General features: G+C 57.6%; 27 protein-coding genes. 9 read left to right on the top strand and 18 right to left on the bottom strand.

Features of this window, described 5'->3' with window-relative positions:
* Together phnH and phnG are read right to left on the bottom strand one after the other, a co-directional pair.
* Nucleotides 1-576: a phosphonate C-P lyase system protein PhnH gene (gene phnH / locus ACR3ES_RS09490; RefSeq protein ID WP_480425257.1), complete on the bottom strand. Its 576-nt coding sequence runs from the start codon at nt 574-576 to the stop codon at nt 1-3.
* On the bottom strand, nt 576-1,034 hold the full coding sequence (gene phnG / locus ACR3ES_RS09485; RefSeq protein WP_170431756.1) for a phosphonate C-P lyase system protein PhnG: 459 nt from the start codon (nt 1,032-1,034) through the stop codon (nt 576-578). Before phnG ends, phnH begins: the two co-directional genes overlap by 1 nt.
* Before the next feature lie 103 nt (nt 1,035-1,137).
* Here phnG and phnF point away from each other — a divergent pair, with 103 nt between their 5' ends.
* A complete protein-coding gene (gene phnF, locus ACR3ES_RS09480; RefSeq protein ID WP_170431754.1) occupies nt 1,138-1,848 on the top strand; it encodes a phosphonate metabolism transcriptional regulator PhnF in 711 nt (236 codons plus the stop codon).
* A gap of 19 nt (nt 1,849-1,867) precedes the next feature.
* Here phnF and ACR3ES_RS09475 read toward each other — a convergent pair whose 3' ends face one another.
* The 5 genes from ACR3ES_RS09475 to phnC form a co-directional block, all read right to left on the bottom strand.
* Complete coding sequence (locus ACR3ES_RS09475; protein ID WP_170431752.1) at nt 1,868-2,482, bottom strand: LbetaH domain-containing protein; 615 nt, start codon at nt 2,480-2,482, stop codon at nt 1,868-1,870.
* 23 nt (nt 2,483-2,505) lie between these two features.
* Nucleotides 2,506-3,873 carry a phosphonate ABC transporter, permease protein PhnE gene (phnE, locus tag ACR3ES_RS09470; protein ID WP_170431750.1) on the bottom strand — a complete coding sequence of 456 codons (1,368 nt, stop codon included), beginning with the start codon at nt 3,871-3,873 and terminating at the stop codon, nt 2,506-2,508.
* A complete protein-coding gene (phnE, locus tag ACR3ES_RS09465; protein ID WP_170431748.1) occupies nt 3,870-4,751 on the bottom strand; it encodes a phosphonate ABC transporter, permease protein PhnE in 882 nt (293 codons plus the stop codon). Before phnE (ACR3ES_RS09465) ends, phnE (ACR3ES_RS09470) begins: the two co-directional genes overlap by 4 nt.
* Nucleotides 4,752-4,818: 67 nt before the next feature.
* Nucleotides 4,819-5,721 carry a phosphonate ABC transporter substrate-binding protein gene (gene phnD, locus ACR3ES_RS09460; RefSeq protein WP_170431746.1) on the bottom strand — a complete coding sequence of 301 codons (903 nt, stop codon included), beginning with the start codon at nt 5,719-5,721 and terminating at the stop codon, nt 4,819-4,821.
* A 65-nt stretch (nt 5,722-5,786) separates the two neighbouring features.
* Nucleotides 5,787-6,608, bottom strand: a complete 822-nt coding sequence (phnC, locus tag ACR3ES_RS09455) for a phosphonate ABC transporter ATP-binding protein (protein WP_480425255.1) — start codon at nt 6,606-6,608, stop codon at nt 5,787-5,789.
* A 195-nt stretch (nt 6,609-6,803) separates the two neighbouring features.
* On the opposite strand from phnC, the gene rpe reads away from it, so the two are divergent.
* Entirely contained in the window at nt 6,804-7,493 is a 690-nt protein-coding gene (rpe, locus tag ACR3ES_RS09450) for a ribulose-phosphate 3-epimerase (RefSeq protein WP_170431742.1), read from the top strand.
* Between the two features lie 62 nt (nt 7,494-7,555).
* Here the strand turns inward: rpe and ACR3ES_RS09445 are convergent, their stop codons facing one another.
* The 4 genes from ACR3ES_RS09445 to parC form a co-directional block, all read right to left on the bottom strand.
* Nucleotides 7,556-8,917: a tetratricopeptide repeat protein gene (locus ACR3ES_RS09445; protein WP_170431740.1), complete on the bottom strand. Its 1,362-nt coding sequence runs from the start codon at nt 8,915-8,917 to the stop codon at nt 7,556-7,558.
* Between the two features lie 674 nt (nt 8,918-9,591).
* Nucleotides 9,592-10,767: an elongation factor Tu gene (gene tuf, locus ACR3ES_RS09440; RefSeq protein WP_170438373.1), complete on the bottom strand. Its 1,176-nt coding sequence runs from the start codon at nt 10,765-10,767 to the stop codon at nt 9,592-9,594.
* 116 nt (nt 10,768-10,883) lie between these two features.
* Nucleotides 10,884-11,471 (bottom strand): hypothetical protein, encoded by a 588-nt coding sequence (locus ACR3ES_RS09435; protein WP_170435248.1) that lies wholly within the window; start codon nt 11,469-11,471, stop codon nt 10,884-10,886.
* Nucleotides 11,472-11,568: 97 nt separating this feature from the next.
* Complete coding sequence (gene parC, locus ACR3ES_RS09430) at nt 11,569-13,917, bottom strand: DNA topoisomerase IV subunit A (protein WP_170435246.1); 2,349 nt, start codon at nt 13,915-13,917, stop codon at nt 11,569-11,571.
* Between the two features lie 202 nt (nt 13,918-14,119).
* On the opposite strand from parC, the gene ACR3ES_RS09425 reads away from it, so the two are divergent.
* The 6 genes from ACR3ES_RS09425 (at nt 14,120) to ACR3ES_RS09400 (ending at nt 18,421) form a co-directional block, all read left to right on the top strand.
* Nucleotides 14,120-14,740, top strand: coding sequence for an SH3 domain-containing protein (locus ACR3ES_RS09425; RefSeq protein ID WP_480425253.1), 621 nt, complete (start codon nt 14,120-14,122; stop codon nt 14,738-14,740).
* A 68-nt stretch (nt 14,741-14,808) separates the two neighbouring features.
* A complete protein-coding gene (locus ACR3ES_RS09420; protein WP_170435243.1) occupies nt 14,809-15,636 on the top strand; it encodes an SDR family NAD(P)-dependent oxidoreductase in 828 nt (275 codons plus the stop codon).
* Nucleotides 15,637-15,718: 82 nt separating this feature from the next.
* The gene (locus ACR3ES_RS09415) at nt 15,719-15,919 is read left to right on the top strand and encodes a twin transmembrane helix small protein (protein ID WP_170435241.1); all 201 of its coding nucleotides are present in this window, start codon (nt 15,719-15,721) and stop codon (nt 15,917-15,919) included.
* 3 nt (nt 15,920-15,922) lie between these two features.
* Nucleotides 15,923-16,495: a cob(I)yrinic acid a,c-diamide adenosyltransferase gene (locus tag ACR3ES_RS09410; RefSeq protein WP_170435239.1), complete on the top strand. Its 573-nt coding sequence runs from the start codon at nt 15,923-15,925 to the stop codon at nt 16,493-16,495.
* Nucleotides 16,496-16,733: 238 nt separating this feature from the next.
* Complete coding sequence (locus ACR3ES_RS09405; RefSeq protein WP_170435237.1) at nt 16,734-17,492, top strand: electron transfer flavoprotein subunit beta/FixA family protein; 759 nt, start codon at nt 16,734-16,736, stop codon at nt 17,490-17,492.
* Nucleotides 17,492-18,421 carry an FAD-binding protein gene (locus ACR3ES_RS09400; protein ID WP_170435235.1) on the top strand — a complete coding sequence of 310 codons (930 nt, stop codon included), beginning with the start codon at nt 17,492-17,494 and terminating at the stop codon, nt 18,419-18,421. The genes ACR3ES_RS09405 and ACR3ES_RS09400 overlap by 1 nt, the downstream gene beginning before the upstream one ends.
* On the opposite strand, the gene ACR3ES_RS09395 is transcribed toward ACR3ES_RS09400, so the two are convergent.
* Nucleotides 18,422-19,279 carry a DUF6473 family protein gene (locus ACR3ES_RS09395; RefSeq protein ID WP_480425252.1) on the bottom strand — a complete coding sequence of 286 codons (858 nt, stop codon included), beginning with the start codon at nt 19,277-19,279 and terminating at the stop codon, nt 18,422-18,424.
* A gap of 162 nt (nt 19,280-19,441) precedes the next feature.
* Here ACR3ES_RS09395 and ACR3ES_RS09390 point away from each other — a divergent pair, with 162 nt between their 5' ends.
* Entirely contained in the window at nt 19,442-20,317 is an 876-nt protein-coding gene (locus ACR3ES_RS09390; protein ID WP_170435230.1) for a 3-hydroxybutyryl-CoA dehydrogenase, read from the top strand.
* Nucleotides 20,318-20,363: 46 nt separating this feature from the next.
* Here the strand turns inward: ACR3ES_RS09390 and ACR3ES_RS09385 are convergent, their stop codons facing one another.
* From ACR3ES_RS09385 to ACR3ES_RS09360, 6 genes are read right to left on the bottom strand one after another with little or no spacing between them, the layout of a single operon-like run.
* Nucleotides 20,364-21,263: a lysophospholipid acyltransferase family protein gene (locus ACR3ES_RS09385; protein WP_170435228.1), complete on the bottom strand. Its 900-nt coding sequence runs from the start codon at nt 21,261-21,263 to the stop codon at nt 20,364-20,366.
* A 44-nt stretch (nt 21,264-21,307) separates the two neighbouring features.
* Nucleotides 21,308-21,577, bottom strand: a complete 270-nt coding sequence (locus tag ACR3ES_RS09380) for an HPr family phosphocarrier protein (protein ID WP_170435226.1) — start codon at nt 21,575-21,577, stop codon at nt 21,308-21,310.
* Between the two features lie 17 nt (nt 21,578-21,594).
* Nucleotides 21,595-21,987 carry a PTS sugar transporter subunit IIA domain-containing protein gene (locus tag ACR3ES_RS09375; protein WP_170435225.1) on the bottom strand — a complete coding sequence of 131 codons (393 nt, stop codon included), beginning with the start codon at nt 21,985-21,987 and terminating at the stop codon, nt 21,595-21,597.
* Complete coding sequence (gene rapZ / locus ACR3ES_RS09370) at nt 21,984-22,865, bottom strand: RNase adapter RapZ (RefSeq protein ID WP_170435261.1); 882 nt, start codon at nt 22,863-22,865, stop codon at nt 21,984-21,986. Before rapZ ends, ACR3ES_RS09375 begins: the two co-directional genes overlap by 4 nt.
* Nucleotides 22,862-23,332 (bottom strand): HPr kinase/phosphatase C-terminal domain-containing protein, encoded by a 471-nt coding sequence (locus ACR3ES_RS09365; protein WP_170435222.1) that lies wholly within the window; start codon nt 23,330-23,332, stop codon nt 22,862-22,864. The genes rapZ and ACR3ES_RS09365 overlap by 4 nt, the downstream gene beginning before the upstream one ends.
* 3 nt (nt 23,333-23,335) lie before the next feature.
* Nucleotides 23,336-25,054, bottom strand: coding sequence for a sensor histidine kinase (locus tag ACR3ES_RS09360; protein ID WP_170435220.1), 1,719 nt, complete (start codon nt 25,052-25,054; stop codon nt 23,336-23,338).
* Nucleotides 25,055-25,083: the final 29 nt, after the last annotated feature.

Here is a 25,083-nt window from a genome sequence, read left to right as displayed (position 1 = left end):
CTAGCCCTCCGTCACGATTTGCGTGCTGCGCGGCAGACCAGCAATCCGGTCGCCGCAGGTCAGGAAGAAATCACACCCCAGCGGATACAGCGCTGCATTGGCCTGCATCACGTCGATATCGGGCAGCGACAGTCGCGCCCTGTCCTTGATGCCCGGACCAGTGAGAACGGCGCCGTCTTGCTGGAGGCTTTCGCATTCAACGATCAGGGTGGCAGACCGGTCGGGGTATTCTGGCGTGCCAATGCGATAGGCGTTGAGCGACCCAAGCGCATCCCAGGCGCCAATGGCAAAGTCTGCCTCGGATGCCGACACAAACGGTGCACCGGTGTGGAAGGTGAGCCATTGACGCACCGCGTCCGAATTGGCCGATCCCGCCAGATACACTTTGGTTTCCGGGTCACATAACGTTAGCAATAGAGTACCCGCCGCAGCGGAGAGCGGTGCGGGCGCTTCGGCACCCGATAGCTTGCGAATTTCGCCCGGGCGCGCCATCACCGTCATCGCCGCGCGAAACGCATGGGCCGCGTCCGTCGGCGCGTTTTTGAACCCGCCCAAGAACTGGGTTTGCGCGTTCATCAGTCTTCCCCCCGCACCATTGTGAAGAACTCGACCTTGGTTGCTGCGGCTTTCGCCGCCCTTTTGGTCATTCTGGCTTGCATCTGTTGTTTCAGCGGGTCCAGAACCCGCGCGCGCACCATTTCAGCCGCCGATGTCTGCATCAGCGCATCAATTAGCGCGGCTGTTTCGGCCTGAGCTTTGGACCGGCCCTGAACGTAGCCATGTCCGACCGTGCCGTCCGTCAAGACCAGCGAGCAGCGCGTGACCGTCATTTCGCCCAGATTAAACGGTGCGCCCGTTGCTCCGGTACGCCCGCGCACCATGACGCCGCCAACCTCGGGGCTGCGCAGCCATTCAAAGGAGGGATGGTCGGGAACCTCGCCCCAAAGCGTCATGACCGCGTGCTCTGGGGCACGCGCCAAAAGCCCCATCCACTCCTTGCGCGCGGCAGGCGCGATTTCTGTCTGATGTGTCATCAAAGCCTCTTGGCCGGGTTGTCTACATGAACTATACAACTAGACAAATATTACATCCCATCGACGTGACTCGCAATCCGCAACTCTGTGAATATTTGATGACATGACCAAAACACCCGTCTGGAAAAGCATCGCCCTCAGCCTGACCTCGGATATCGCCGAGGGTCGGTATCACACCGGCGACCGACTGCCGACCGAGGCGCAACTGGCCGCTACACATGGCGTCAACCGCCATACAGTTCGCCGCGCACTTTCCGACATGGCAGATCAGGGCCTTGTGCATGCTAGACGCGGGGCAGGCGTTTTTGTCGCCGCACGGCCCACCGATTATCCGATTGGCAAACGTGTCAGGTATCACAAGAGCATTTCGGCAAGTGGCAAGATACCTGGCAAGACCATCCTCGCGCTCACCACACGTGCGGCCGATCAGGCCGAAGCCAAAGCTTTGAATTTGCATGCCGGCGACGCTGTGCATGTCTATGACGGGCTATCATTGGCAGATGGTCAACCGATCGGCCTGTTTCAAAGTGTGTTTCCCGCAGACCGGTTTCCAGACATCCTTAAGGCCCTGACCGAAACGCAATCGGTGACCAAAGCCCTGCGACACTGTGGCGTCGCCGACTACACCCGTGTTTCCACCCGTCTCACCGCCCGGGCTGCGACCGCGACCCAGGCGTTGCACCTGCAGTTGACAGAAGGCGCACCGGTTCTGTTCTCGGTCGGCATAAATGCCGATCCACATGGCGAACCGGTCGAATACGGCAGAACCGTCTTTGCAGGGGAACGGGTCACCCTAACCCTGAACGAAGACTGAACCGCAGCGAGGGTTGACCCTACTCGTATTTCTCAAGAAAGGCTTCGGCCTTAAGTGCCCGGAAATCCGGCAGGGCCCGGCGCAGACGTTCGTTATCCCAATCCCACCAGGACAGCGCCAACATCCTGACGGCAATCTCCGGCGCATAGCGTTGGCGGATGTGTTGTGCGGTCACGCCCCCGACAATCATATAGGGTGGAACATCCTTGGTTACGACCGCGCCGGCAGCAACGACCGCGCCGTGACCAATCTCGACCTCAGGCTTGATGATGGCCGCGTGGCCGATCCATGTATCATGCCCGATTCGTGACGTCCGGCTGGCGCGGTGAGCGAACCATTCAACATCATCTGCCTCATCATCCCAATAGCTGGCAGACCGATACAGGAAATGGTGCTGAGACGCCTTGTCCATCGGGTGATCGGTCGCCCCGATCCGCGTGAAGCTTGCGATGTTTGCGAACTTGCCGATCTCGGCGTTGGCAATGTCGCAGGTCCGGTCGCAATAGGAGTAGTCCCCTACTACGGTATTTGCGATCCGGCTACCCGCACCGATTTCCACATAGGCTCCAAATGTGCTGCCAGTAATGCTGCAATCCTGATGAATGAACGGCTTGTCCGGGCGTAGTCGCGCCATTGGTCTTTCCATTTTTGACGGCCCTAAACGGCCATTGCCTTTTGCGATTTGGAGGCCTTGGATTTGCGTTCCTTGCCTGTTTCGCCTTTGATCAGTCGACGGCGCAGTACACCGGAGAACCAGTCCATCAGCATAACCATCAGGATGATAAGGACGATGTAGTAAGCCACCTCTTCCCAATCCTTCTGGGTGATGATTGCCTGCGTCAACAGCAGACCGATGCCGCCCCCAGTGATTGCGCCGATAATTGTCGCGCTGCGCGTGTTGGATTCAAGGAAATACAGTAATTGGCTGAGCAAGACAGGCGTAACCTGAGGGATGACTCCAAATCGGTACCGTTGCGGCGCGTTCGCTCCGGTCGACTGAACCCCCTCAATCTGTTTCTGATCCACATTCTCTAGCGCTTCAGAAAATATCTTGCCAAACGTCCCTGTATCCGTGACCAGCATTGCCAGCGCGCCGGTCAAGGGACCGGGTCCAAATGCCCGGGCCAGAATGACCGTCCAGATCAGGGCATCGACCCCGCGCACAAAATCAAAGATACGACGCGTGACAAAGCGAACCGACCTCAGCGGATTGAAGTTCCGCGTTGCAAGAAAGGCCAGGGGCAAAGCGAAAATAGCCGCACCGAACGTGCCCAGAAACGCCATCAGTATTGTTTCAAAAATGGCCCAGGCCACATCCTGGTGGCGCCACATCTTGTTGGTCCAGAAGTCGTTCAGGATCGCACCAGCCTCACCCGACGTTGCCTGACCCATAAGGTCCGGGAAGGACTGTCCGTAGTAGGGGCTGTCCAGCGTGAACCAGAACAATTCCCAACCATTGAAATAGCGGAACACCTCGGACCGGTTGCGGGTCACGGTCAGACGACCGGCATCCGTCGTGATGGCCAGACGGTTTTTTGAAACGTTGATCCAGTCCGGTACGTCGCCTGCCGGCAGTTCCGCCTGAACGCCCGCTGCGCGGGTTGGGGTGGCGCGCACGGTGCCAAAACCGGGTATGTCATACTCGACCGTTTCCGTCCCAAAACGCACAACGTGGCCGTCTTCGAGATCGATCACGGTCGTTTCGCCCAATGTCACCCATTCAGGGGCCTCACCTTCCGGGTAGGCGCCCTTGCGTTCGCCCTCAATGGCGGCGGAGATCTCACCAGTGCGATTGTCACGTTCGACATGGGTCTTGTAGCTGTAACTATCGGCAACCAGCGTCCTGCCGTTGTCCCAATTGGCTCTGGCCGCCAGACCGGGGACGTCAAAAGCGAAGAAGACATAAACCAGATACACCAGAACCAGCGCGGGCAAACCAAAGTTCACCAGCCTCTTGCGGCCGAACAGGCGGTCGGCCTCAGACTTCAGTTCTTCAATTGAAAGGTCGGTGGCGAAGGTGCTCATACCGAGGCTCCTTTTTCCGACCCGTGGGTCAGCCGGTCGCGCAGCACACCCGAAATTTGGTCCACAACCACAATAGTAACAAAGAGAAGAAGGAAGATGGCAGCTGCTTCGTCATAGCGCCCCTGCCCCCAGGACATCGAGTTTCGCAACTCGTATCCCAGACCACCCGCGCCGACGAAACCAAGAATGGCCGATGCCCGGATGTTGATCTCGAACCGCAGGAGGGCATAGCTGACATAGTTTGGCCCGACCTGCGGGATCACACCCAGATACATCCGCTGCGACCAGTTGGCCCCGACAGAATGCAGCCCCTCGACGGGTTTGAGCGAAGCATTCTCATTCACTTCGGAAAACAGTTTGCCCAACGCACCGGCAGTATGAATGGCGATGGCGATCATCGCAGGGACCGGACCCCCGCCAAGTACAAAGATGAGCACCAGAGCGATGACGATTTCAGGGACTGCCCGGAAAACATCAGCGATGCGGCGAAACAGCGGGATCAGCGAAGGCCAGAGCGCCATACCTCGGGTCGACATCAGAGCCAGAAACGTCCCAGCGATCGTACCGATCAGCGTCGATGCGGCTGCAATGTTAATAGTCTCCACTAGAGCCGGGAAAAACTTGACAAGGTTCTCCGGCATAGCGCCGATTTTCTCCCACGCTTCGGCCAGAACTTCTGTCGGATAGTCTAAAACACGGCGCCAGCCATCGATGAAACTGCCGGCGTTCCGACTGTCGGCGGTGCGGAACCCAGCGGCCATCAAGGCCACGAACAAGATCAGAAGAATACCACCATAGAGCCGCTTGCGTCGTGTCATTGCGGTGTAGTCGTCGCGAATTTGATCGACGCTTAAGGACCCTGACGTCAGGTCTGTCATGGAATGCTCCTGAGCGGAAAACGGGGTCCGGTTTCGCACCGGACCCCGCGTATTGGAAATTGCAGACTTAGTTGGATTTCAGCTTGCGGGCTTCGATGATGACTTCGTAGGCATCATGTGTAATCGGATCGAAGCTCTTTGCCTCGCCTGCCGCGACGCCATAAAAGCACTCGCGATCTTTTTCGCTCAACTCATCCCAAAGCTTTGTCATTTTTGCCTTTACCTCGGCCGGCAACGACTTGCGGATAACAACCGGGCCTTCCGGGATCGGCTGGGACTGCCAGATCATGACCATGTCGTTCATGTCGACCAGACCCGCATCAACTGCGCGGCGCAGGGCACCCGAGTTAAAGCCGTCTTCCCAGTCGCCCAGACCGTCGGCCCAGGTCACTCCACCGTCAACGTCGCCGTTGTTTACTGCGACAATGGTCTGCTCGTGCCCGCCGGTGAACTTTACTTCACCAAAGTAGTCGCCCGAATCCATGGTCGCACCGGTCGCCTGAGGAATCTCGATAGACGGAATCAGATAACCCGAGGTCGAGTTCGGATCGCCGAAGCCAAAGGTCTTGCCCTTCATGTCTTCCAGCGAGGTGATGCCGCTGTCCTTACGGGCGAACCCGATCGAGTAGTAGCCATAGCCGCCGTCCACGTTCACCTTGACCAAAACCGGCTCGACAGCTTCAGGATCGCTGAGATAGGTCTTGGCATAACCCGAGGCACCCAGCCAGGCCATGTCGATGGTGCCGCCCAGCAGGCCCTGGATCACACCGTCATAGTCAGCAGGGGCAAACAGCTTGGTTTCGACGCCCAGCTCTTCTTCAGTGTATTCACGCAGACATTCGTTGTTGTTCAGGCGGTCTTGGGCGTTCTCGCCACCCAGGATACCAATACGGAACTCGCTGATGTCCTGAGCCATGGCCGGGGTGGCCAGTGCCGTGGTTGCCACAAGGGCAGCAAGCAGTTTCTTCATCTGTCTCTCTCCAGGTTGATGTTCCCGGCCTTCCATCGGACCGGGCGATGAAAGGATGGTGTGGCTCAGATGGTGGCTTCGGCTTCCATCAGAGCTTTCTGAGTGGCGTCGAGCGTGTCGATTTCTGTCGACGTTGCCTCTTCCGAGAAACTGGCATCGGCACCATAGATCTCGCGGGCGACGCCGGTGGTCAGCTGTTCAGGCAGGCCGTCGAACACGATGCGTCCGTCGCGCATTCCGACCACGCGGTCGCAATAACGGCGAGCCGTGTCCAACGTGTGCAGGTTGGCGATCACGGTTCGTCCATCTTCTTCGTAAATGCGGCGCAGCGCTTGCATCACAACCTGCGCATTCATCGGGTCCAGCGACGCAATCGGCTCGTCCGCCAGAATGATCTTGGGATTCTGCATCAGGGCGCGCGCGATGGCGACACGCTGCTGTTGGCCACCCGACAGCGCCTCAGCCCGTTTTGGCGCGTGCTCGGCGATGCCGAGACGATCCAGAATGTCGATGGCGCGGTGAATTTCTTCCATCGGAAACAAATTGAACATCGTCGCCAGTGTTGACTGGCGATTCAGCGTTCCGTGCAACACATTCGAGACGACGTCCATACGGGGCACAAGGTTGAACTGCTGAAAAATCATCGCGCAGTCCGCCTGCCACGCACGTTTTTCGCGCCCTTTGAGCCGTGTCACGTCGCGGTCCCCGAACAAGATCTGACCGTCGCTGGAATCCGTCAGACGGTTGATCATCCGCAGCAGTGTCGATTTGCCAGCGCCAGACCGACCGATGATTCCGATCATGCAAGGTTTGTCGACATCCAACGTCGCAGAATCCACGGCTGTATTTTCGCCGAAGCGCTTGGTCAGTTTTTCGATACGCAGCACGTGCCACCCCCAAATCGTATTGGCGGTCAGCTACAGATGGCGTTCAACGGCTTTGTGTCGGTTGCGTGAAAGTTTTGTAACGGCATCGGAGCAACAATTTCGCCGGATACCCCGCAACGGAGAAGTTCCGAGACTACCCTTCTGTGAAGGCTGTCGTTATATGCTCTTCAACTGCTCTACCAATACGAGGCCGAAATGAGCTTTGACCGCACGATCAAGATCGCCCCATCAATCCTGTCTGCCGATTTTGCCAATTTCGGACAGGAAATTCAGGCCATTGAGGCTCAGGGCGCGGACTGGGTTCATGTGGATGTGATGGACGGTCATTTCGTTCCGAACCTCACATTTGGGCCTCCGGCGATCAAAGCCTTTCGCCCACACGTCAAAACGGTGATGGATGTTCACCTGATGATCACACCGGTCGATCCTTACATCCAGGCCTACGCCGATGCCGGCGCCGACATACTGACAGCCCATGTCGAGGCTGGACCCCACACCCATCGCACGTTGCAGGCTATTCGTGCCGTAGGGATGAAAGCGGGCGTCGCGCTGAACCCGGGAACCCCGGCCGAGGCAGTTGAACACCTGCTGGACCTTGCCGATCTGGTGTGCGTGATGACGGTGAATCCGGGGTTCGGCGGGCAGAAATTCATCGACATGACTGATAAGGTGCGCCGCCTGCGTCAGATGATCGGCGACCGACCGGTCCATATTGAAATTGACGGTGGAGTTGACCCCCAAACCGCACCACTGGTCGCTGCGGCGGGCGCAGATGTGCTGGTTGCAGGATCTGCTGTCTTCAAAGGCGGATCAGTCAGCAATCCCGGGATCTACGGCGATAACATCAAGGCTGTTCGAAGCGCCGCCGAAGCCGCAGTGTCCTGAGACACTGTGCAACAGCGGTTGAGGCGCCGAATGTGAAAACGCCGAATCACCAGTGATTGCTGTTAATTGGAGCCCGCGAGTTCGCCACCTGCTTCAGTCGCGCGAGTGCTGTACCGCACACGCATCCTTATCGCCTGTACAAACCGCCCCTCGGCCACGAGTGACGACAGGAATTCGCTCAGATTGTCCTCGGACAACCCGGCTTGAATGGCCGCATCGAACGTCTTCTCCGCCGTATCGAACTTTCCCTCCCCCAAGAGAACCAAGGCATTCGTGAACTGAATATAAGACCCTTCAGGGTTCAGTTTCAGCGCACGGTTGATGGCGCCGCGCGCCTCTTCTTTCCTATCCAGCCAGAGCGCTATTTCAGCATGGAGGCGGTGATCAAAGTGATCGGCGTCTTCCCGTTCAACGCTTCGTCGGATTTGCGTCAACGCTGGCGCATAGTCCAGGTCATCGGCCAATAGGCTCGCCCGCCAATACAACAAGTAGCTGCTGGGACCTGCCCGGTTTTCTGCGTTTGCCAGAACTGAATGCGCCTCTGACCGCCGACCCAGAACAGACAGCGCCCGAGCCTTTCGGACATATCCGTCCGCGTCGTCAGGCTTTGCCGCGATGACGGCCTCGGCGTCTTTCAAGGCTTGTTTCGGGCGATCCAGCATTAGCAGGATCAGAGACCGACGCGATTTTGCAGAGATGAAATCAGGGTACAAATCTAACGCCCGGGTCACGTGGTCAAAGGCACTGTCCCACTCGTCCCGCTCGGTCAGGACATAGGCCACACCGTATTCAGCATAAGGATCGTTGGGGTCCACTTCTGCAGCAGACCGGAACGATGCCAGCGCATCGTCATGGAGACCTTCGTCAACCTGCACCCATGCCAGTTCTCGTATCGCCCAGCTGTAATCCGGCTCCAGAGCCAAGGCCGTACGAATCTGACCTTCGAACGCATCGAAACCAATCTGACCGCCACTGTATTGGCTTGCGGCCAGCCCGGCCAGGTTTTGGGCCGTTGGCTTGCGTGACACCGCCTGCCGGAAAAACTCTACGGCCGCAGCATAGTCGTCGCGGTAATACCGCATCCATCCAAGGCCTTGCAGGCCCGGCTCGGCGTTTGGGCTCAATGTCAGGATTTCATCAAAGGCCGCTTCTGCCTGGTCAAGATCATCGAGATCGAAATGGGCCCACGCAAGAACATCGAGCATCTCAACACGTTGCCTGTCCGAGGCACCGGCCTCGCCCAGACCATTCTGACAGATTTCAATCAGACGCTCGGATGTGTCCTGTTGATCCAGGCAAGCAGAAACATAAGTGGACTGCGAGTTTGTAAGAAGCGGCTTAGCGTAACCGCTGCCGCCGGTTAGGACCTTAAAGGAGACGGCCAGCGCAAAAATTCCGGTCAGGTTGGTTAATGCTGCGAACATTTTGTCCAAAAGGGCTGTTTTGTTTCCAGCAGGATACGCACAAATGTGATGAGAAAAAGGCCGCCCAGTTGCGGGACGGCCTTCTTTGGTTCGATGGTTGGGCTTTCGGGTCTCTTTGGGGCTGGCAAGTCCCGCTGCCAGGCAAAACAACTCGATAGTTCTGATGTCCACCTTGGCGTTAGCTCGGCAACCGGCCCCGGGATCAGATCAGGCGCACCGTTTCAGGGTAACAATCCTGTCCGCTTGCGGTGTTTTCTGTCCTTTAGCCGAATCGATTTGGTGATCCGCGTTCGTGGGAAAATCGCACAGAATCGCGTCTCGCATGTCATCAAGATCACCACTGTGCAGAAGCCGTGAGCAGTTACTAGCAAACTGAGTACCAAACATGTTTCATCCTTTCGTTCAGCAGCAGTGGGCAATCGAACAGGACGCGCGGCAGTTTCTGCCCGTTCAGATGTGAGCTTCCAAATGTGCGCCGTACCGCGCCACCACCGTGTTTGACCTGCTACGGTTTCTCTTCACGACTGAAGGTAGACTGTGATTTTTTCCTCAAAGTGGTCCGTAGATTAAAACGCAGAAAGGTAGCAAAAAAGGCCGCCCGTGAGGGACGGCCTTTCTTGTTGCAACGGTTGGGCCCGAGATTATTCGGCGAATAATCTCATCGCCGCCACCGATTACTCGATGATTTTCGACACGACGCCGGCGCCGACGGTGCGGCCGCCTTCGCGGATGGCGAAGCGCAGACCGTCTTCCATCGCGATCGGGGCGATCAGTTCGACGCTGAAACCAACGTTGTCACCGGGCATGACCATCTCGGTGCCTTCGGCCAGGGTCACGGTGCCGGTCACGTCCGTGGTCCGGAAGTAGAACTGCGGACGGTAGTTCGCGAAGAACGGGGTGTGACGGCCACCCTCTTCCTTGGTCAGGATATAGGCTTCGGCTTCGAACTTGGTGTGCGGGGTCACCGAACCCGGCTTACACAGAACCTGGCCACGCTCAACACCGTCACGGTCGATCCCGCGCAACAGGGCGCCGATGTTGTCGCCCGCTTCACCGCGGTCCAGCAGCTTGCGGAACATCTCAACACCGGTGCAGGTGGTTTTCTGGGTGTCGCGGATGCCGACGATTTCGATCTCGTCGCCCACATTGATCACGCCACGCTCGACACGGCCCGTGACAACGGTACCACGGCCCGAGATCGAGAACACGTCTTCGACCGGCATCAGGAACGGCTTGTCAACTTCACGCTCAGGGGTGTCGATATACTCATCAACAGCCGCCATCAGTTCCTTGATCTTCTCTTCGCCGATTTCCGGGTTGTTGCCTTCCATCGCGGCCAGAGCCGACCCTGCGATGATCGGAACATCGTCGCCGGGGTATTCATACGAAGACAGCAGCTCGCGGATTTCCATTTCCACCAGTTCCAGCAGCTCTTCGTCGTCGACCTGGTCGACCTTGTTCATGAACACGACCATCTTCGGGATGCCAACCTGGCGGCCCAGCAGGATGTGCTCACGCGTCTGCGGCATCGGGCCGTCGGCTGCGTTCACAACCAGGATCGCGCCGTCCATCTGGGCAGCACCGGTGATCATGTTCTTGACGTAGTCAGCGTGGCCGGGGCAGTCGACATGCGCATAGTGGCGCGCGTCGGTCTCGTATTCCACGTGGGCGGTCGAAATGGTGATGCCGCGCGCTTTCTCTTCCGGCGCGCCGTCAATCTGGTCATACGCCTTGAAGTCACCGAAATACTTGGTGATCGCTGCGGTCAGCGTCGTCTTGCCGTGGTCAACATGCCCAATCGTGCCAATGTTGACGTGCGGTTTTGTACGCTCAAACTTTTCCTTTGCCATTCCTCAGGCGCCCTTTTGCATTTTGGGGGACCCTTGGTCCCGTGGTTACATCTGCGCGCGCGAGATATTTGGTTCAAAGGGGAAAATCAAGCACATCCTGAGGGAAATGCGATGCCTTATGCCGGATTTTGCGTCACCTCGACGGAGTCGAGGGGCTGAATCGGATCAGGGCGTTTGTCGAACCAGCCATTGTTCTTGTGTTCCTCAGCCAGCCATTCTTCAATTTCATCGGCTACTTTCAAAGAAAGACCACTCAATTGCTCCTCCTTAGTCCTGACCCTACCGGAGCCGACAATTGCGGTTTCTTTGGTAGTGTCTTCCAACACAAAAAACTGCTTTTCCTTAGCTAAGAATTTTTCCTGATCAAAGTCATAAACATTAACGATTACAATCGCAGCGCTTCTTGGGTTGTATATCACAACTCCCGGAGGAGCTAACATATACCCCTCAAGGCTAATGCCGATAATGTAGCGCTGCGAGCCAGTGTACCTCCCAAGACGTATGTTAATCGCGTTTTCCAGAGCATCGGTCCATTCCTGAGATGTCGCATCGCGAGAAATCGGACCCTGTTTGGCTTTGTCCGCGAAAGACACAATTTTCACGAGCTTGAACTCCCCCAAGGACTCGGGCTCCTCGTACAGTTGCGTCTGGGTGCAGGCGCCCATCAGGGCCAGTCCGGTGATCAGGGTCAGAATTCGCAGCATGATTATGTCTCGATAGGCCTGTTTTCTTTGATCTAGCGCACCGATACGGCCCGTGCCAAGCCGTATCGGCAGAACCCCCCCCGTGGCCTTGGATAGATCACGAGAACTTGTAGTCGCGCGGGAAGCCGTAGGGCGGTTTTTTCCCGACGCTGGCGCGCCTGGACAGCCATTGCGACATATCTGCCTCGCGCCGGGTTTTTTCGCCACCCATCGACCATTTCAGACCCTCTTCCCAGTTGAAGGTGGTGACGTCAGACAATCCACCATCCAATTCAAGCGTGCCCTGACGCCCGCGCGCCATATTGTATTTCTGCAAGCGAACGCCCTTGCCACGGGTCATCTCGGGCAGTTCATCGACAGGAAAGACCAGAAACTTACCGTTTTGCGATACGACGGCCACATGATCGCCGTCGACCGGTTTGCAGATCATCGCTGTCTCTTTGTCCTTGACGTTCAACACCTGTTTGCCGTTCCGAGTTTGGGCCAGAACCTCATTCTCGGGCACCATAAACCCATTGCCTGCGTCCGAAGCCACCAACAGTTTGCGCCCGGGTTTATGGATCATAATGTCAACGATCCCGGCCTCGTTCGGCAGGTCGACCATCAGACGCAGCGGTTCCCCCATGCCGCGCCCACCGGGCAGGTTGGCGGCGCTGACCGTATAGAAGCGCCCGTTCGAGGCGAACACAAGTAGCCGGTCGGTCGTTTCCGCATGGAAGATGAAACGCGGCCCGTCACCATCCTTGAACTTCAGCTCGCGGGTCAGGTCGATATGACCGGTCATGGCGCGGATCCAGCCCATCTGAGAGCAGACGACCGTGATCGGCTCTTTGTCGATCATTGCCTCAAGCGGGACCTCCTCGACTTGCCCCGCTTCGGCGAATTGAGTCCGGCGCGCACCACCTTCGTAATCCTTGCCGAAGGTCTTCTTAGTCTCTTTCAATTGCTCGGCGATTTTCGCCCATTGCAGGGCAGGATCAGCCAGCAGGTCTTCAAGATTGGCGCGCTCCAGCATCAGCTCGTCACGCTCACGAACCAGTTCCATCTCTTCCAGACGGCGCAAGGAGCGCAAGCGCATGTTGAGGATCGCATCGACCTGAACCTCGGACAGCTCGCCCTCACCGGGTTTGGGTGAGACATAATCGGATTCGTCGGTCGCGCGGAAATGCGTAGTCCCCCAATCCTCGCGCATCAGCGCGGCTTTGGGATCGTCGTCGTAACGGATGATGTCGATTACCCGGTCGAGGTTCAGGAAGGCGACGATAAAGCCCTCCAATACCTCCAGCCGGTGGTCGATCTTCGCCATGCGGTGGCGCGAGCGACGCAGCAGCACCTCTTGCCGGTGATCGAGGAAGGCGCGCAGCACTTCCTTCATCGAGCAGACCTTGGGCGTCACGCCGTCGATCAGCACATTCATGTTCAGGCTAAACCGCACCTCAAGGTCCGAATTTCGGTAGAGCATGCCCATCAGCACCTCTGGGTCCACGTTCTTGGAGCGTGGTTCGAGGATCAAACGGATGTCATCGGCGGATTCGTCACGCACATCGGCAAGAATCGGGATTTTCTTGGTTTGGATGAGCTCGGCGATCTTTTCGATCAGTTTGGATTTCTGGACCTGATAGGGAATCTCTGTGACAATGATCTGCCATTGACCCCGACCAAGATCTTCAACCTCGTATTTGCAGCGCAGACGGAAAGAGCCGCGCCCAGTCCGATAGGCCTGAGCAATGTTCTCGGGCGGCTCAACGATCACGCCGCCAGTTGGAAAGTCAGGACCGGGAACGTAGTTCAATAGCGTGTCGTCACGCGCGTCCGGCGTTTTGATCAGGTGCAGACAGGCATCGCAGAGCTCCGAGATGTTATGCGGCGGAATGTTGGTCGCCATGCCCACCGCGATACCGCTGGCACCGTTGGCCAGCAGGTTGGGGAACTGCGCCGGCAGCACGACCGGCTCGGTCAGCGTGCCGTCATAGTTGTCGCGGAAATCAACGGCGTCTTCGTTCAGACCCTCAAGCAAGGCCTCAGCCACGATGGTCATCCGCGCCTCGGTGTAGCGCGAGGCCGCCGGGTTGTCGCCGTCGATATTGCCGAAGTTGCCCTGCCCGTCGACCAGCGGGTAGCGCACGTTGAAATCCTGCGCCAGACGCGCCATCGCGTCGTAGATCGCAGCATCGCCATGGGGGTGATAGTTGCCCATCACATCGCCTGAAATCTTGGCGGATTTGCGGAATCCGCCTGTTGCGTTGAGCCGCAGCTCGCGCATTGCGTAGAGGATTCGTCGATGAACCGGCTTTAACCCGTCCCGCGCATCCGGAAGGGCCCGGTGCATAATCGTAGACAGGGCGTACGTCAGATAGCGTTCGCCAATCGCGCGGCGCAGCGGCTCGGCCACCTCGTCCCCGTTGTCGGGGGCCTCCATATTGGGGTCATCGATCGTGTCATTCATAGATGATGTGATACGACGCTGGACAGGCTGGGTAAAGCAAGCAGCACGTATTTTGCTGGGGACAAGTCGCGCTTTTTGCAACAGGGGGAGCCAAGTATCGGATTTCCCCCGTTTTTCGACTCGTTGTCCAAAATATGCTAAACTCTCATCAATTGAATTGCTGCTTTTATTTGATGTTACGATTGACCCTGGGGGATGCGCCATGACGCGCCTGATACTTGTTACTTTTGCTTTACTTGGCTGGACCTTTTACGTGATGAGCGGAGGTCCCGATTTTGAACCGCGTGGTCTGCGCTCGGATGCACCGCAGCTTGTTGCAGAGATATCCGGTCCCACTCCGGAACCGGCACCAGCAGAGCAACTGGTTACGCGCGCCATATTGAAACCGGCTGACGTGATTGCGCCGACACCTGACGCCGAACCTGTGCTGAACGATGCTGAGGCCGAAGCTTTGCTGGCAGACGTGGCGGCCGGGTTGCATGCAAACCCGTCGTTGTTTGACGATCAGGGCACGACCTTGACTCTGGCCTCTCTGGAGCAAGGTGTCGCGGGGCTTCAGCAGGTCACGTCGGATGCTGAACCTGCATCGCTGGAAATCCCTGTTATAGAGGAACCGGAAAAAGACATCCGCGAAGTATCCGGAACCCGCGTGAATATGCGCGACGGCCCGGGCACGATTTATCCGGTCGTCGGCAAAGCTACACTCGGCCAGAAAGTCGAAGTGCTGAGCGAGTCCGGCACCGGCTGGTTGCGCCTGCGCGTGTTGCCCGGGCAACAGGTCGGATGGATTTCCGCGTCACTGGTCCGAAAAACCATGGACTGAAACATGCATGTCATTGCCCTGTACGGTTCCCCGCCATAGCTATGGACGAGGACAATTCCGGGGATGGCATGCAAAAATCGATTCTCATTACAGGCTGTTCATCTGGTATTGGCCTGGATGCAGCACACGGCATGCGTGCGCGTGGGTGGCGTGTCTTTGCTTCGTGCAGGCAGCAACGTGATTGCGACCGTTTGCGGGCACAAGGCTTTGACAGCCCACGGATCGACTATACCGATGGCGACAGCATAACCTCGGGGCTGGCTCAGGTTCTCAAAGAAACCGGCGGGACCCTCGACGCGCTGTTCAACAATGGCGCGCATGGATTACCCGGCGCGGTCGAAGATGTTCCGACAGAGGGGTTGCGCCACATATTTGAAACCAACGTCTTCGGCTGGCATGAACTGACGCGTCAAGTGATTCCCGTCATGCGGGCACAGGGTCACGGGCGCATCGTGCAGTGTTCTTCTGTACTGGGCCTCGTGGCCTTTCCATGGCGCGGCGCCTATGTGGCCACTAAATATGCAGTCGAAGGCCTGACTGATACAATGCGCCTGGAACTCCGGAACACCGGCATAAAGGTGGTCCTGATCGAACCCGGCCCGATAACCTCAAAGCTGCGCGAAAAGGCGATCCCGCTGTTTGAACGTTTCATCGACTGGGAAAATTCGGCCCTGCGCGACAAGTATGAAGGATCCCTTCTCAAACGCCTCTATGAAAGCTCGGGACCGGATCGGTTTGAGCTGCCGGCCTCTGCCGTCACAGAAAAACTAGCACATGCAGTAGAAGCCAAACGCCCAAGATCGCGCTATTATGTGACGACGCCGACTTACATAGCCGGGTATTTGCGCCGAATCCTGCCCACAAAGGCCATCGACCGCATCCTTTCGGACATCTGAGGCGAAATAACCCGTTCGCTTTTTATCATGTCGGCGCTAGATGGGGCGCAATGAAACAAAAACACACGGACGGTGACCTGTTATGGACCTATTGATGGTCGTTCTCCTTCTGGCCATGGCGGCAGTTGTCGTTGTGCTGACGATTGGTATCGCCAATTTCGGCAAAGGCGGCATGGAAGCTGCGAAGAAGAGCAACAAGATGATGCGTCTGCGCATCCTGTTCCAGTTCATTGCCGTTGTGTTGATTGTGATCTACGTGGTTCTGCGCGGGCAAGGAGTGTAGCAGATGGTCGTATTGAATAAGATTTACACGCGCAGCGGCGACGACGGGAAAACCGCGCTTGGGAATGGCGAGCGGGTCGCAAAATACTCTGGGCGTGTTACGGCCTATGGGACGGTGGACGAATTGAATGCGTTTGTTGGCGTTGCCCGGACCGAAGCCGACGGTGAGACAGACGCAGCATTGGCCCGCATACAGAATGATCTGTTTGATTTGGGCGCAGACTTTTGCCGACCTGATATGGAGAAAGATGCCGAGGCGGATTATACCCCGCTGCGTGTCGTGCCCGCCCAGATTGACCGGCTCGAGGCCGAGATTGACGTCATGAACGAAACGCTGGAACCCCTGCGCAGCTTTATTCTGCCGGGTGGCTCGCAGTTGGCAGCACATCTGCATGTTTGCAGAACCGTCTCACGCCGGGCAGAGCGTCTGGCAGTGGAACTGACCAATATGGAGCCAGTGAACGAGGTCGCGGTAAAGTATCTTAACCGGCTCAGCGATTGGTTCTTTGTCGCTGCGCGGTGCGCCAACAATGGTGGCAAGGATGACGTGCTGTGGGTTCCGGGCGCAAATCGCTGAACACTCTTTTCCCTGACAACCGGCATGGCCACAGCCACCCGACCCGATCTGCGAACCAACAGCGCAAACCAGCCAATTGGTGTTCCTTTGCGTCAAAAAACCACGAAACGCGACGTCCCGGCGACATGACGTGACGATTTTGCTCTGTTGCGTTGCTACGCAAGGCGCTATCTAGGCCCGCGAGAACATTGGTGGAGTCGCTTTGCGGCTTACCGTTTTTTGAGGAGAAAGCGCAAAAATGAAGGTACTCGTGCCTGTCAAACGCGTGATTGACTACAATGTGAAGGTTCGCGTGAAAGCGGACGGTAGCGGTGTTGATCTCGCCAATGTGAAAATGTCGATGAACCCCTTCGACGAAATTGCGGTCGAAGAAGCGATCCGCCTGAAGGAAGCGGGCAAGGCTGACGAAGTCGTCGCTGTTTCGATTGGCGTCAAGCAGGCGCAGGAAACCCTGCGGACTGCGCTGGCCATGGGTGCGGACCGCGCCATTCTGGTGGTTGCCTCTGATGATGTGAACACCGATATCGAACCCTTGGCCGTCGCCAAGATCCTGGCCAAGGTGGTCGAGGAAGAGCAGCCAGGCATCGTTCTGGCGGGGAAGCAGGCGATCGACAACGACATGAACGCCACCGGCCAGATGCTGTCGGCCCTGCTGGGCTGGAGCCAGGGCACCTTCGCGTCCGAACTGGATATCGAAGGTGACACCGCCAAGGTCACCCGCGAGGTGGATGGCGGCCTGCAGACCATCAGCGTCAAAATGCCGACCATCGTCACCGTTGACCTGCGCCTGAACGAGCCGCGCTATGCGTCGCTGCCCAACATCATGAAGGCGAAGAAGAAGCCGCTGGATGAGAAAACCCCCGCTGATTACGGCGTCGATGTCACGCCGCGCCTGGAGGTCCTCAAAACCGAAGAGCCGCCGGCACGCGCCGCTGGTATCGTCGTAGGCTCGGTCGACGAGCTGGTCGAGAAACTCAAAGAAGCGGGGGCTGTGTAATGGCTGTACTTCTGCTTGCCGAAGTGAACAACGGCGAACTCAGTGTTGACGCAACCGCCAAAGCCGTGAACGCGGCCAAGTCACTGGGTGACATCACCGTTCTGGCTGCGGGCGGTTCTGCCGCCGCCGCCGGTGAGGCCGCTGCGAAGATCGACGGCGTGTCCAAAGTGCTGGTCGCCGAGGATGCCTCATTGGGCCACCGCCTTGCGGAATCGACTGCCGCTCTGATCGTATCACTGGCCGATGGCTACGAGCACATTGTTGCCCCCGCAACCACCGACGCCAAGAACGTCATGCCTCGCGTTGCCGCGTTGCTGGACGTGATGGTGATCTCGGACGCCTCGGGCGTTGTCGATGGCTCGACTTTCGAGCGCCCGATCTATGCGGGCAACGCGATACAGACCGTTAAGTCGAATGATACCAAGAAGGTCGTTACTCTGCGGACCGCAAGCTTTGACGCCGCTGGTGAAGGCGGTTCGGCCCCGGTCGAAACCATCTCGGTCGGCGACAATCCGGGCCTGTCGGAATGGGTCGAGGACAAGGTGGCCGAAAGCGACCGTCCGGAACTGACCTCGGCTGGCGTCGTTGTCTCGGGCGGCCGTGGCGTCGGTTCGGAAGAAGACTTCAAAATGATCGAGACCCTGGCGGACAAGCTGGGCGCAGCCGTGGGCGCGTCGCGTGCGGCGGTGGACTCGGGCTATGCCCCGAACGACTGGCAAGTCGGCCAGACCGGTAAGGTTGTGGCCCCTGACCTCTATGTCGCCGTCGGCATCTCGGGCGCGATCCAGCACCTTGCTGGCATGAAAGACTCGAAGGTCATCGTCGCGATCAACAAGGACGAAGAAGCTCCGATTTTCCAGGTCGCAGACTTTGGACTGGTTGCGGACCTGTTCCAAGCTGTGCCGGAACTGACCGAAAAACTCGGCTGATCAATCGGCCCAGACACGACGGAAAGGCTCGCCAAATGGCGGGCCTTTTTCGTTTAAATCGTAGAGTGTCATCAACAGCTGATTGGCGATTGCCCTATGGGCCGACGGCCCGAGCATGTGCTCTGCCATCGGTTGTTGGAGGGTGCCAAACAGCAAATCCTCCAAATGATCCGACTCTCCGGAGACGGAAACCGGCATTTCGACGACACTTGCACAAAACGGTTGGAGTTCAGCTACCGATGCCGCGTCCACCGGCACAAGCTCATGGGCTTGGTCATGGTGTCGACGGACACGTAACCACAACAAAACAACTGGCACATCGATTTCCCTCAGCAACGTGCTGCATCGCCGCACCCATCCGGCACGCAATTCCTGCCTGACGGTTTCAAAACGTGCGTCGTTTTTAGCCTGCAACAGCTTCAACAGATGGCCGACAAAATGAACGTTCGTAAAATCCATATCCGGGTACAGGCTCAGCAGATCCTTCGTCGGTTCAACAAAGCGGTCGTTGCGCCGAGGATGAACACGATAAAACCGGTTCGTCTGACCGGGAATGTCTGGTGCCTTAAGTATGCACAGGCGAGCTCTGGCGACTAAATCCCGAAGACCCCTGTCGGTAGACAAAGCCTCGACACCGCAAAACACACTGCCAAAATTCACACAATCGCAACCCAACCGCTGTTCCAGCAAAGCCGGATACGGCTGTTCCAAAAACCGCCCAAATGTTTCATCCCCACCAACGCAGGCCACATATGGCGCGTCCAACGCCCGCTTTGGCCCGCGAAACCAAAGCCCTGATCCTTCATATTGACAGATCTCTTCATCGGACTTAGCCGAGCCCAGTTGATGACAGCCCATGACACTCACCCAGTTTTCACCCCGCTGCCATCTTGCAGCCTTAAGTGTTGAGAAAGTCCTAATGTGCGGATTTGAAGCAAATTGCATTCACCGGACGCCCTTGCCGCCCGCCCCGGTCTGCCGATAGTGTCGCGATGAATCCCGAGACAAAGGCACCGGACAATGGACGTAAAATCAGTCGGAGTGATTGGCGCAGGCCAGATGGGCAACGGTATCGCCCATGTACTGGCATTGGCGGAGTACGATGTTCTGCTGAACGACGTCAGTCAGGACGCGCTGGACAACGCAATTGCGACCATCGAGGGGAACCTCGCGCGTCAGGCGTCCCGGGGTAAAATCACCGAGGACGCGATGCAGGAGGCGATGAAACGGATCACGACGACCTTGGATCTACCCAAACTGGGCCAGACGGATCTGGTGATCGAAGCCGCAACGGAACGCGAGACCATCAAGCAGGCGATTTTTGAGGACCTACAGCCGCATCTGCTGCCCCATACGATTTTGACATCAAACACATCGTCGATTTCCATCACCCGTCTGGCCAGCCGCACAGATCGGCCCGAGCGGTTTATGGGCTTTCATTTCATGAACCCGGTTCCAGTGATGCAACTGGTAGAGCTGATCCGTGGAATCGCGACGGACGAAGAGACCTTTGCCGCCTGCAAGACCGTGGTGGATCGGTTGGGCAAGACAGCGGCCAGCGCCGAAGATTTTCCGGCTTTTATCGTGAACCGGATTCTCATGCCGATGATCAATGAAGCCGTTTACACGCTGTATGAAGGCGTGGGCAGTGTGCAGTCCATCGACCAGTCGATGAAACTGGGGGCCAACCATCCGATGGGACCGCTGGAATTGGCTGATTTCATCGGGTTGGATACCTGCCTTGCGATTATGAACGTTCTGCATGACGGGTTGGCGGACACCAAGTATCGACCTTGCCCCTTGCTGACGAAGTATGTCGAGGCGGGATGGCTGGGTCGCAAGACCGAACGTGGATTTTATGACTATCGCGGAGAGGTTCCGGTTCCAACGCGGTAGCGCCAGCCTCCTGTCCACATGAATCTGCGGGAAGAAACAGATACGCTCAGGATTTAAGCGAGCGGCTCAACGCCATTGTGTGGTCTCTGAGCCATGTCATGAAACCCCGCGGGTCCTTTTCCAGAAGCTGCATGTCCTCATCGGAAACCGGTTCACCAATGACCGGGGATTGCGGCTTGTTGCAAGACCGGACGATTTCATGCAGCAACAATCCCTGCCGCAGGATCGCCGAGACTTTGTTCGCAATCTGATAAGCGCGGGAGTTCCTGCCGGGAAAAAAGATCGGAACCACCTGTGCACCCGAACGGCGGATCATCTTGGCGGTAAAAACGTTCCATTCCCGTTCGATGGCCGGGCCGAACCAATCGTCCGAGGACATGACAACACCTGATGGAAATAGCGCCACGACGCCACCGTTTTTCAGGTGTTCCATCGCCTTGCCCCGCATTTCCAGCATTTTGGCCTGCGCCTCGGGATCGTGCGGAAATGGAACCGGAATCATGAACGAAGTCGCAGCCTCGTCCAATCCGGTCAGAACCGAGCGGGTCAGGATGCGGTAATCGCTCCGTACTTGCCCGATCAACTCGGCCAGAATCATGCCATCCACCATACCGTGGGGGTGATTGGCGACGACCACAACAGGTCCCTTTTTAGGAATCCGCGCGATCTGTTCTGGTGGCGTCGTCAGGTTGATGCCCATGACCTCAAGCGCGCCGCCCCAGAACCGTTGGCCCCGGTAATACTCGTTCTTTTTCTCGAACGTGTTGACCATGCGCAAAATGGTCAGCTTGCCCGTGCACCATTCGATGGCGCGGATGGCCGTAGAGGTCCAGGCATCGTCGAACGAATTCGCGTAGGTCAGCGTTCTACGGTCGTAGATTTCACCCTGATCCTCGGTTCCGTCCAATACAGGGGCTGTCTTGGTCTCGTGCGTTGTTTCCGCCAATTCCTGGTCTTCCCGTTCTTCCTGTCCCGTCAGGGGCGGCTTACCTAGAACCCTTCTCCGAACTTGTCGTTCACCAAAGTTTCCAAAGCTTCTGCCAAGGCCTCAGCATCCGGTCCAGATGTCTCGACGTCAATAGTCGTTCCGCGCGATGCTGCCAACATCAAAAGACCCATGATGCTGTCCCCTGAGGCAGAAAGTCCTGCTCTTGAGACCTCTGCGTTCGCATCGAAGCCCTCGACAACCTCGACCAGCTTTGCAGAGGCACGGGCGTGCAGGCCCTTTTCATTGATTATTTTCAAGCTGCGGTTAGTCATTCCAAAAAAGTCCGGTCTTAGTCCAATGTCACATTCTGCGAATTGATGTACTTTCGTCCAGCCTCCATTGCCTGTCGCACCGCATCGGCTACCGGCAGGTGGCGGCTTTTGGCCAATTTGATCAGCATAGGCAGGTTTGCACCATAGAGGATTCGCCGATCCTGAGGGGCGCAGGCCCTCAGACTCAGGTTCGAGGGGCTACCCCCAAACAAGTCTGTGACGATGATTACGCCATCGCCGACGTCCACGTGATCTGCGGCACTACAAATCTCGGCCTGTTTTGTATCACGGTCGTGATCGGCCTCGATCGCAACTGCCGACAGGCCGGGTTGCGGCCCCACCACATGCTGCATGGCAGCCAGATATTCTTGCGCCAATCCACCATGCGCTACGATCACAATCCCGATCAATCTGGCCTCACATTCAACGAACGACGTTCCATCTCGCGGTGCCTAACTGCCACCTGCTGCCCCCCCTCTGCAAGAGCCTTTGCAACCGCTTCCGCCATGGCGACAGAGCGGTGCTGACCGCCGGTGCAACCAAAGGCGATAGACAAGTGCGCTTTGCCCTCGGCCCGAAAGGCCGGCAGCAACAGATGCAGCAACTCAACAACACGGTCAAAAAACGGAGAATAATTCATGTCCGCCTGTACATAGTGCGCCACATCCGGGTTTCGACCATCAGCCGCTCGTAATTCGGGACGCCAATACGGGTTGGCCAGAAACCGGCAATCAAACACCATGTCCAGACCTCTTGGAAGCCCCCGCTTGTACGAGAACGACTCTATGGAAACCGCAAGATGGCGCCCACCCTTCGGAGCAAACCAAAGTTCAACCTCCTCGCGCAATTGGTGCACGTTCAGCGCGCTGGTATCGATCAGCGTATCGGCAATCTCTCGAATGGGGGTCAGTAATTCTTTTTCTCGCCGAACGCCGGTTTCAGGACCAGCATCCTGAGCGACAGGGTGGCGCCTGCGGGTTTCCGAGAACCGGCGCAGCAGAACCTCATCGCTGCAATCCAGATACAGAACCGTCAGATCCATCTGAGCCATCCGCCCCAGTTTTTCCGCCAGTTCGATAAAGCCATTCGTTGAAAAGTCCCGGTTCCGCGTATCGATGCCCAAGGCCACCGGGCGATCATCGTCGCCCCCGTCCAACAGACGGGACAAGAGACCCATCGGAAGGTTGTCGATAGCTTCGAACCCAAGGTCTTCCAAAACATGAATCGCGGTCGTACGGCCCGCGCCTGAGGGACCTGTCACCAAAACAATGCGCCGTTGCGAAGTCATGAGCTGGGCCATTCCGGGTCCACGCGTCCCATTTTCAGTAGTTGCATCAAAGCCGGTGCCAAATTGGGTACGCCGGCCGCCTCAAGCAAGGGCACAGTTTGCCTCAGCACTTTTATCGTAACCGGATCAGGAAGCCGCGCCAAAGCGCTGTGGTCCAGATCGACAACATAGCTGACCCGTACAGGACCGCTCGGCGTTGCCCGCAGCAGGCCGATGCCGCGGGCCTCGATCAGTCCAGAGATTGGCGAAACCGCCTCAGCCATGACCTGATCGTTCTCCATGCGAAGATCGACGCGGTCATCTGCAACAAGCCCGGCGCCCAGCGCCATCATCTGCAAGGCGAGGCCTGATTTACCGGTGCCCGACGCCCCAACGATCAACGCTCCTTGGCCATTCACGGCAACGCAACTTGCATGAATTTGGGCGGTGTCCCGGTCCGTCACATCTGACAGGGCGGGGCCACTCATGGTTCAGACGGGAAGCCCGACAACAAACCGCGCCCCGAGTGGGTCCGAAGTGATATCAGCCTCTGTCGGGCGAATGTTTTCGGCCCAGATGACGCCGCCATGGGCCTCCACGATCTGTTTCGAAATCGCCAGACCAAGGCCGGAGTTGTTCCCGAAATGCTCTTCGGGACGTTGCGAATAGAACCGTTTGAAAACTTTGGTCAGGGACTGTTCGGGGATGCCGGGACCGGTATCCTCGACAACGATCAGTACGCGGTTGTCGCGCTGACGCACCCAAACCCGGATTGCATCATTTTCTTCACAGAAAGAAATCGCGTTGGTGATCAGGTTCACGAAAACCTGTGCCAGACGCGCTTCTAGACCGTTGACCACAATCGGGTCAGGGGGCAGATCCGTTATGTAATCGATCCCCTGGGACCGGGCCTCGTCACCGAGGTGCTGACCGATGTTGCCAAGGAGTTTAAGCAGATCGAAAGGCTGTTCTTCTTCCTTGACCAACTCCGCATCCAGGCGGGAAGCGTTGGAGATATCGCTGACCAGCCGATCCAGGCGCCGCACATCATGTTCAATCACACCCAAAAGCTTGTCGCGCTGATCCTCGCGCTTGACCATTCGCAAGGTGCCAACGGCAGATTGCAGACTGGCTAGGGGGTTTTTGATTTCATGGGCGACATCAGCAGCAAACTGTTCGTTGGCGTCTATCCGATTGTAGAGCGCCGTCACCATACCCCGCAACGCACGGCTGAGGCGCCCGATTTCATCAGGTCGGGCACTGAGGTCTGGTATGCGGATACGCCCAGGATTGACCCCCGTCCCACGATCCTTCCCCATTTCCGCGGCCGACGCGAGGTCTGCCAGGGGGTTCGCGATTGTCGACGCCAGAACAAGGCTAAGCCCAACTGAGACCAACAGCGCGACAACAAACATCTGCAGAATGCGTTCCTGTTCGCGCCGGGCCAACGCGTCAATTTCTCCTGCCGGGCCAGCAATGGCCACAGCCCCGACGGGATTGTCTTCAAACAGGATCGGTGCGGCGGCCACGATGACGGTCTCGCCCGCATCGTCCTGAACCGCCTGAACCTGTTTTTTGCCCAATAGGGCTTGTGGGATGATGTCCTGAACGCGCTGCGCCAAGGTTGGCGCCTCGCTGGTCTGTGACCAGTTGAAAATCTTGGACACACCTGTCCAAACCGCATTCAGGGCGTCACTGATCACAGTAGCCCCGGTTTGCACTTCGGCATCCGTACGCAGCAACACAGGCAATTCAGAGGCCGGAGCGGCACCGCGCGTCCAGCCGATCAGAGTACCCCCGGCATCGTAAACAAAGACTTCGCCACCTTCAGGCAGGCTCAGTCCCGCGAGGGTGTCTTTGACGTCCAGATTACCGGTGCTCTGTGGGCTTTGGGATGCGCCCTGGCGCAGCTGGGTTTCGAAAACATTGCTGACCAGTTGCGCATCGCCAATCAGGTTACGGGCGGTCTGCTGAACCTGCTCCTTGCGGGAGTCGTCCAAGTACAACAGCCCGGTGACCAGGATCACGAGTGCAATCAGGTTAAAGGTTATGATCTTTCGGGCGAGGGGCGATCCGCGCAGTGAAAAGAGGTTTCTCCGGGATCGTTTTTCCCGCAATTCAGCGGAGTCAGGGTCCTGAGGGATGACCCAGTCATCCCCAAGAACGACATCACCGTCGCGCACTTCTTCTGCTTGTTCGGTGTCGCGCACGGAACTCCATCACCCCTTGCTGTCGGCAG

Source organism: Ruegeria sp. B1 (assembly GCF_056535885.1).
The sequence above is the reverse complement of the archived record's forward strand: the minus strand, read 5'-3'. Positions and strand labels throughout refer to the sequence as shown.

Excerpts from the sequence above, each read along its gene's own strand:
- phnH (WP_480425257.1), bottom strand. The coding sequence starts at position 576 with ATGAACGCGCAAACCCAGTTCTTGGGCGGGTTCAAAAACGCGCCGACG.
- phnG (WP_170431756.1), bottom strand. The coding sequence starts at position 1,034 with ATGACACATCAGACAGAAATCGCGCCTGCCGCGCGCAAGGAGTGGATG.
- phnF (WP_170431754.1), top strand. The coding sequence starts at position 1,138 with ATGACCAAAACACCCGTCTGGAAAAGCATCGCCCTCAGCCTGACCTCG.
- ACR3ES_RS09475 (WP_170431752.1), bottom strand. The coding sequence starts at position 2,482 with ATGGCGCGACTACGCCCGGACAAGCCGTTCATTCATCAGGATTGCAGC.
- phnE (WP_170431750.1), bottom strand. The coding sequence starts at position 3,873 with ATGAGCACCTTCGCCACCGACCTTTCAATTGAAGAACTGAAGTCTGAG.
- phnE (WP_170431748.1), bottom strand. The coding sequence starts at position 4,751 with ATGACAGACCTGACGTCAGGGTCCTTAAGCGTCGATCAAATTCGCGAC.
- phnD (WP_170431746.1), bottom strand. The coding sequence starts at position 5,721 with ATGAAGAAACTGCTTGCTGCCCTTGTGGCAACCACGGCACTGGCCACC.
- rpe (WP_170431742.1), top strand. The coding sequence starts at position 6,804 with ATGAGCTTTGACCGCACGATCAAGATCGCCCCATCAATCCTGTCTGCC.
- ACR3ES_RS09445 (WP_170431740.1), bottom strand. The coding sequence starts at position 8,917 with ATGTTCGCAGCATTAACCAACCTGACCGGAATTTTTGCGCTGGCCGTC.
- tuf (WP_170438373.1), bottom strand. The coding sequence starts at position 10,767 with ATGGCAAAGGAAAAGTTTGAGCGTACAAAACCGCACGTCAACATTGGC.
- ACR3ES_RS09435 (WP_170435248.1), bottom strand. The coding sequence starts at position 11,471 with ATGCTGCGAATTCTGACCCTGATCACCGGACTGGCCCTGATGGGCGCC.
- parC (WP_170435246.1), bottom strand. The coding sequence starts at position 13,917 with ATGAATGACACGATCGATGACCCCAATATGGAGGCCCCCGACAACGGG.
- ACR3ES_RS09425 (WP_480425253.1), top strand. The coding sequence starts at position 14,120 with ATGACGCGCCTGATACTTGTTACTTTTGCTTTACTTGGCTGGACCTTT.
- ACR3ES_RS09420 (WP_170435243.1), top strand. The coding sequence starts at position 14,809 with ATGCAAAAATCGATTCTCATTACAGGCTGTTCATCTGGTATTGGCCTG.
- ACR3ES_RS09415 (WP_170435241.1), top strand. The coding sequence starts at position 15,719 with ATGGACCTATTGATGGTCGTTCTCCTTCTGGCCATGGCGGCAGTTGTC.
- ACR3ES_RS09410 (WP_170435239.1), top strand. The coding sequence starts at position 15,923 with ATGGTCGTATTGAATAAGATTTACACGCGCAGCGGCGACGACGGGAAA.
- ACR3ES_RS09405 (WP_170435237.1), top strand. The coding sequence starts at position 16,734 with ATGAAGGTACTCGTGCCTGTCAAACGCGTGATTGACTACAATGTGAAG.
- ACR3ES_RS09400 (WP_170435235.1), top strand. The coding sequence starts at position 17,492 with ATGGCTGTACTTCTGCTTGCCGAAGTGAACAACGGCGAACTCAGTGTT.
- ACR3ES_RS09395 (WP_480425252.1), bottom strand. The coding sequence starts at position 19,279 with ATGGGCTGTCATCAACTGGGCTCGGCTAAGTCCGATGAAGAGATCTGT.
- ACR3ES_RS09390 (WP_170435230.1), top strand. The coding sequence starts at position 19,442 with ATGGACGTAAAATCAGTCGGAGTGATTGGCGCAGGCCAGATGGGCAAC.
- ACR3ES_RS09380 (WP_170435226.1), bottom strand. The coding sequence starts at position 21,577 with ATGACTAACCGCAGCTTGAAAATAATCAATGAAAAGGGCCTGCACGCC.
- rapZ (WP_170435261.1), bottom strand. The coding sequence starts at position 22,865 with ATGACTTCGCAACGGCGCATTGTTTTGGTGACAGGTCCCTCAGGCGCG.
- ACR3ES_RS09365 (WP_170435222.1), bottom strand. The coding sequence starts at position 23,332 with ATGAGTGGCCCCGCCCTGTCAGATGTGACGGACCGGGACACCGCCCAA.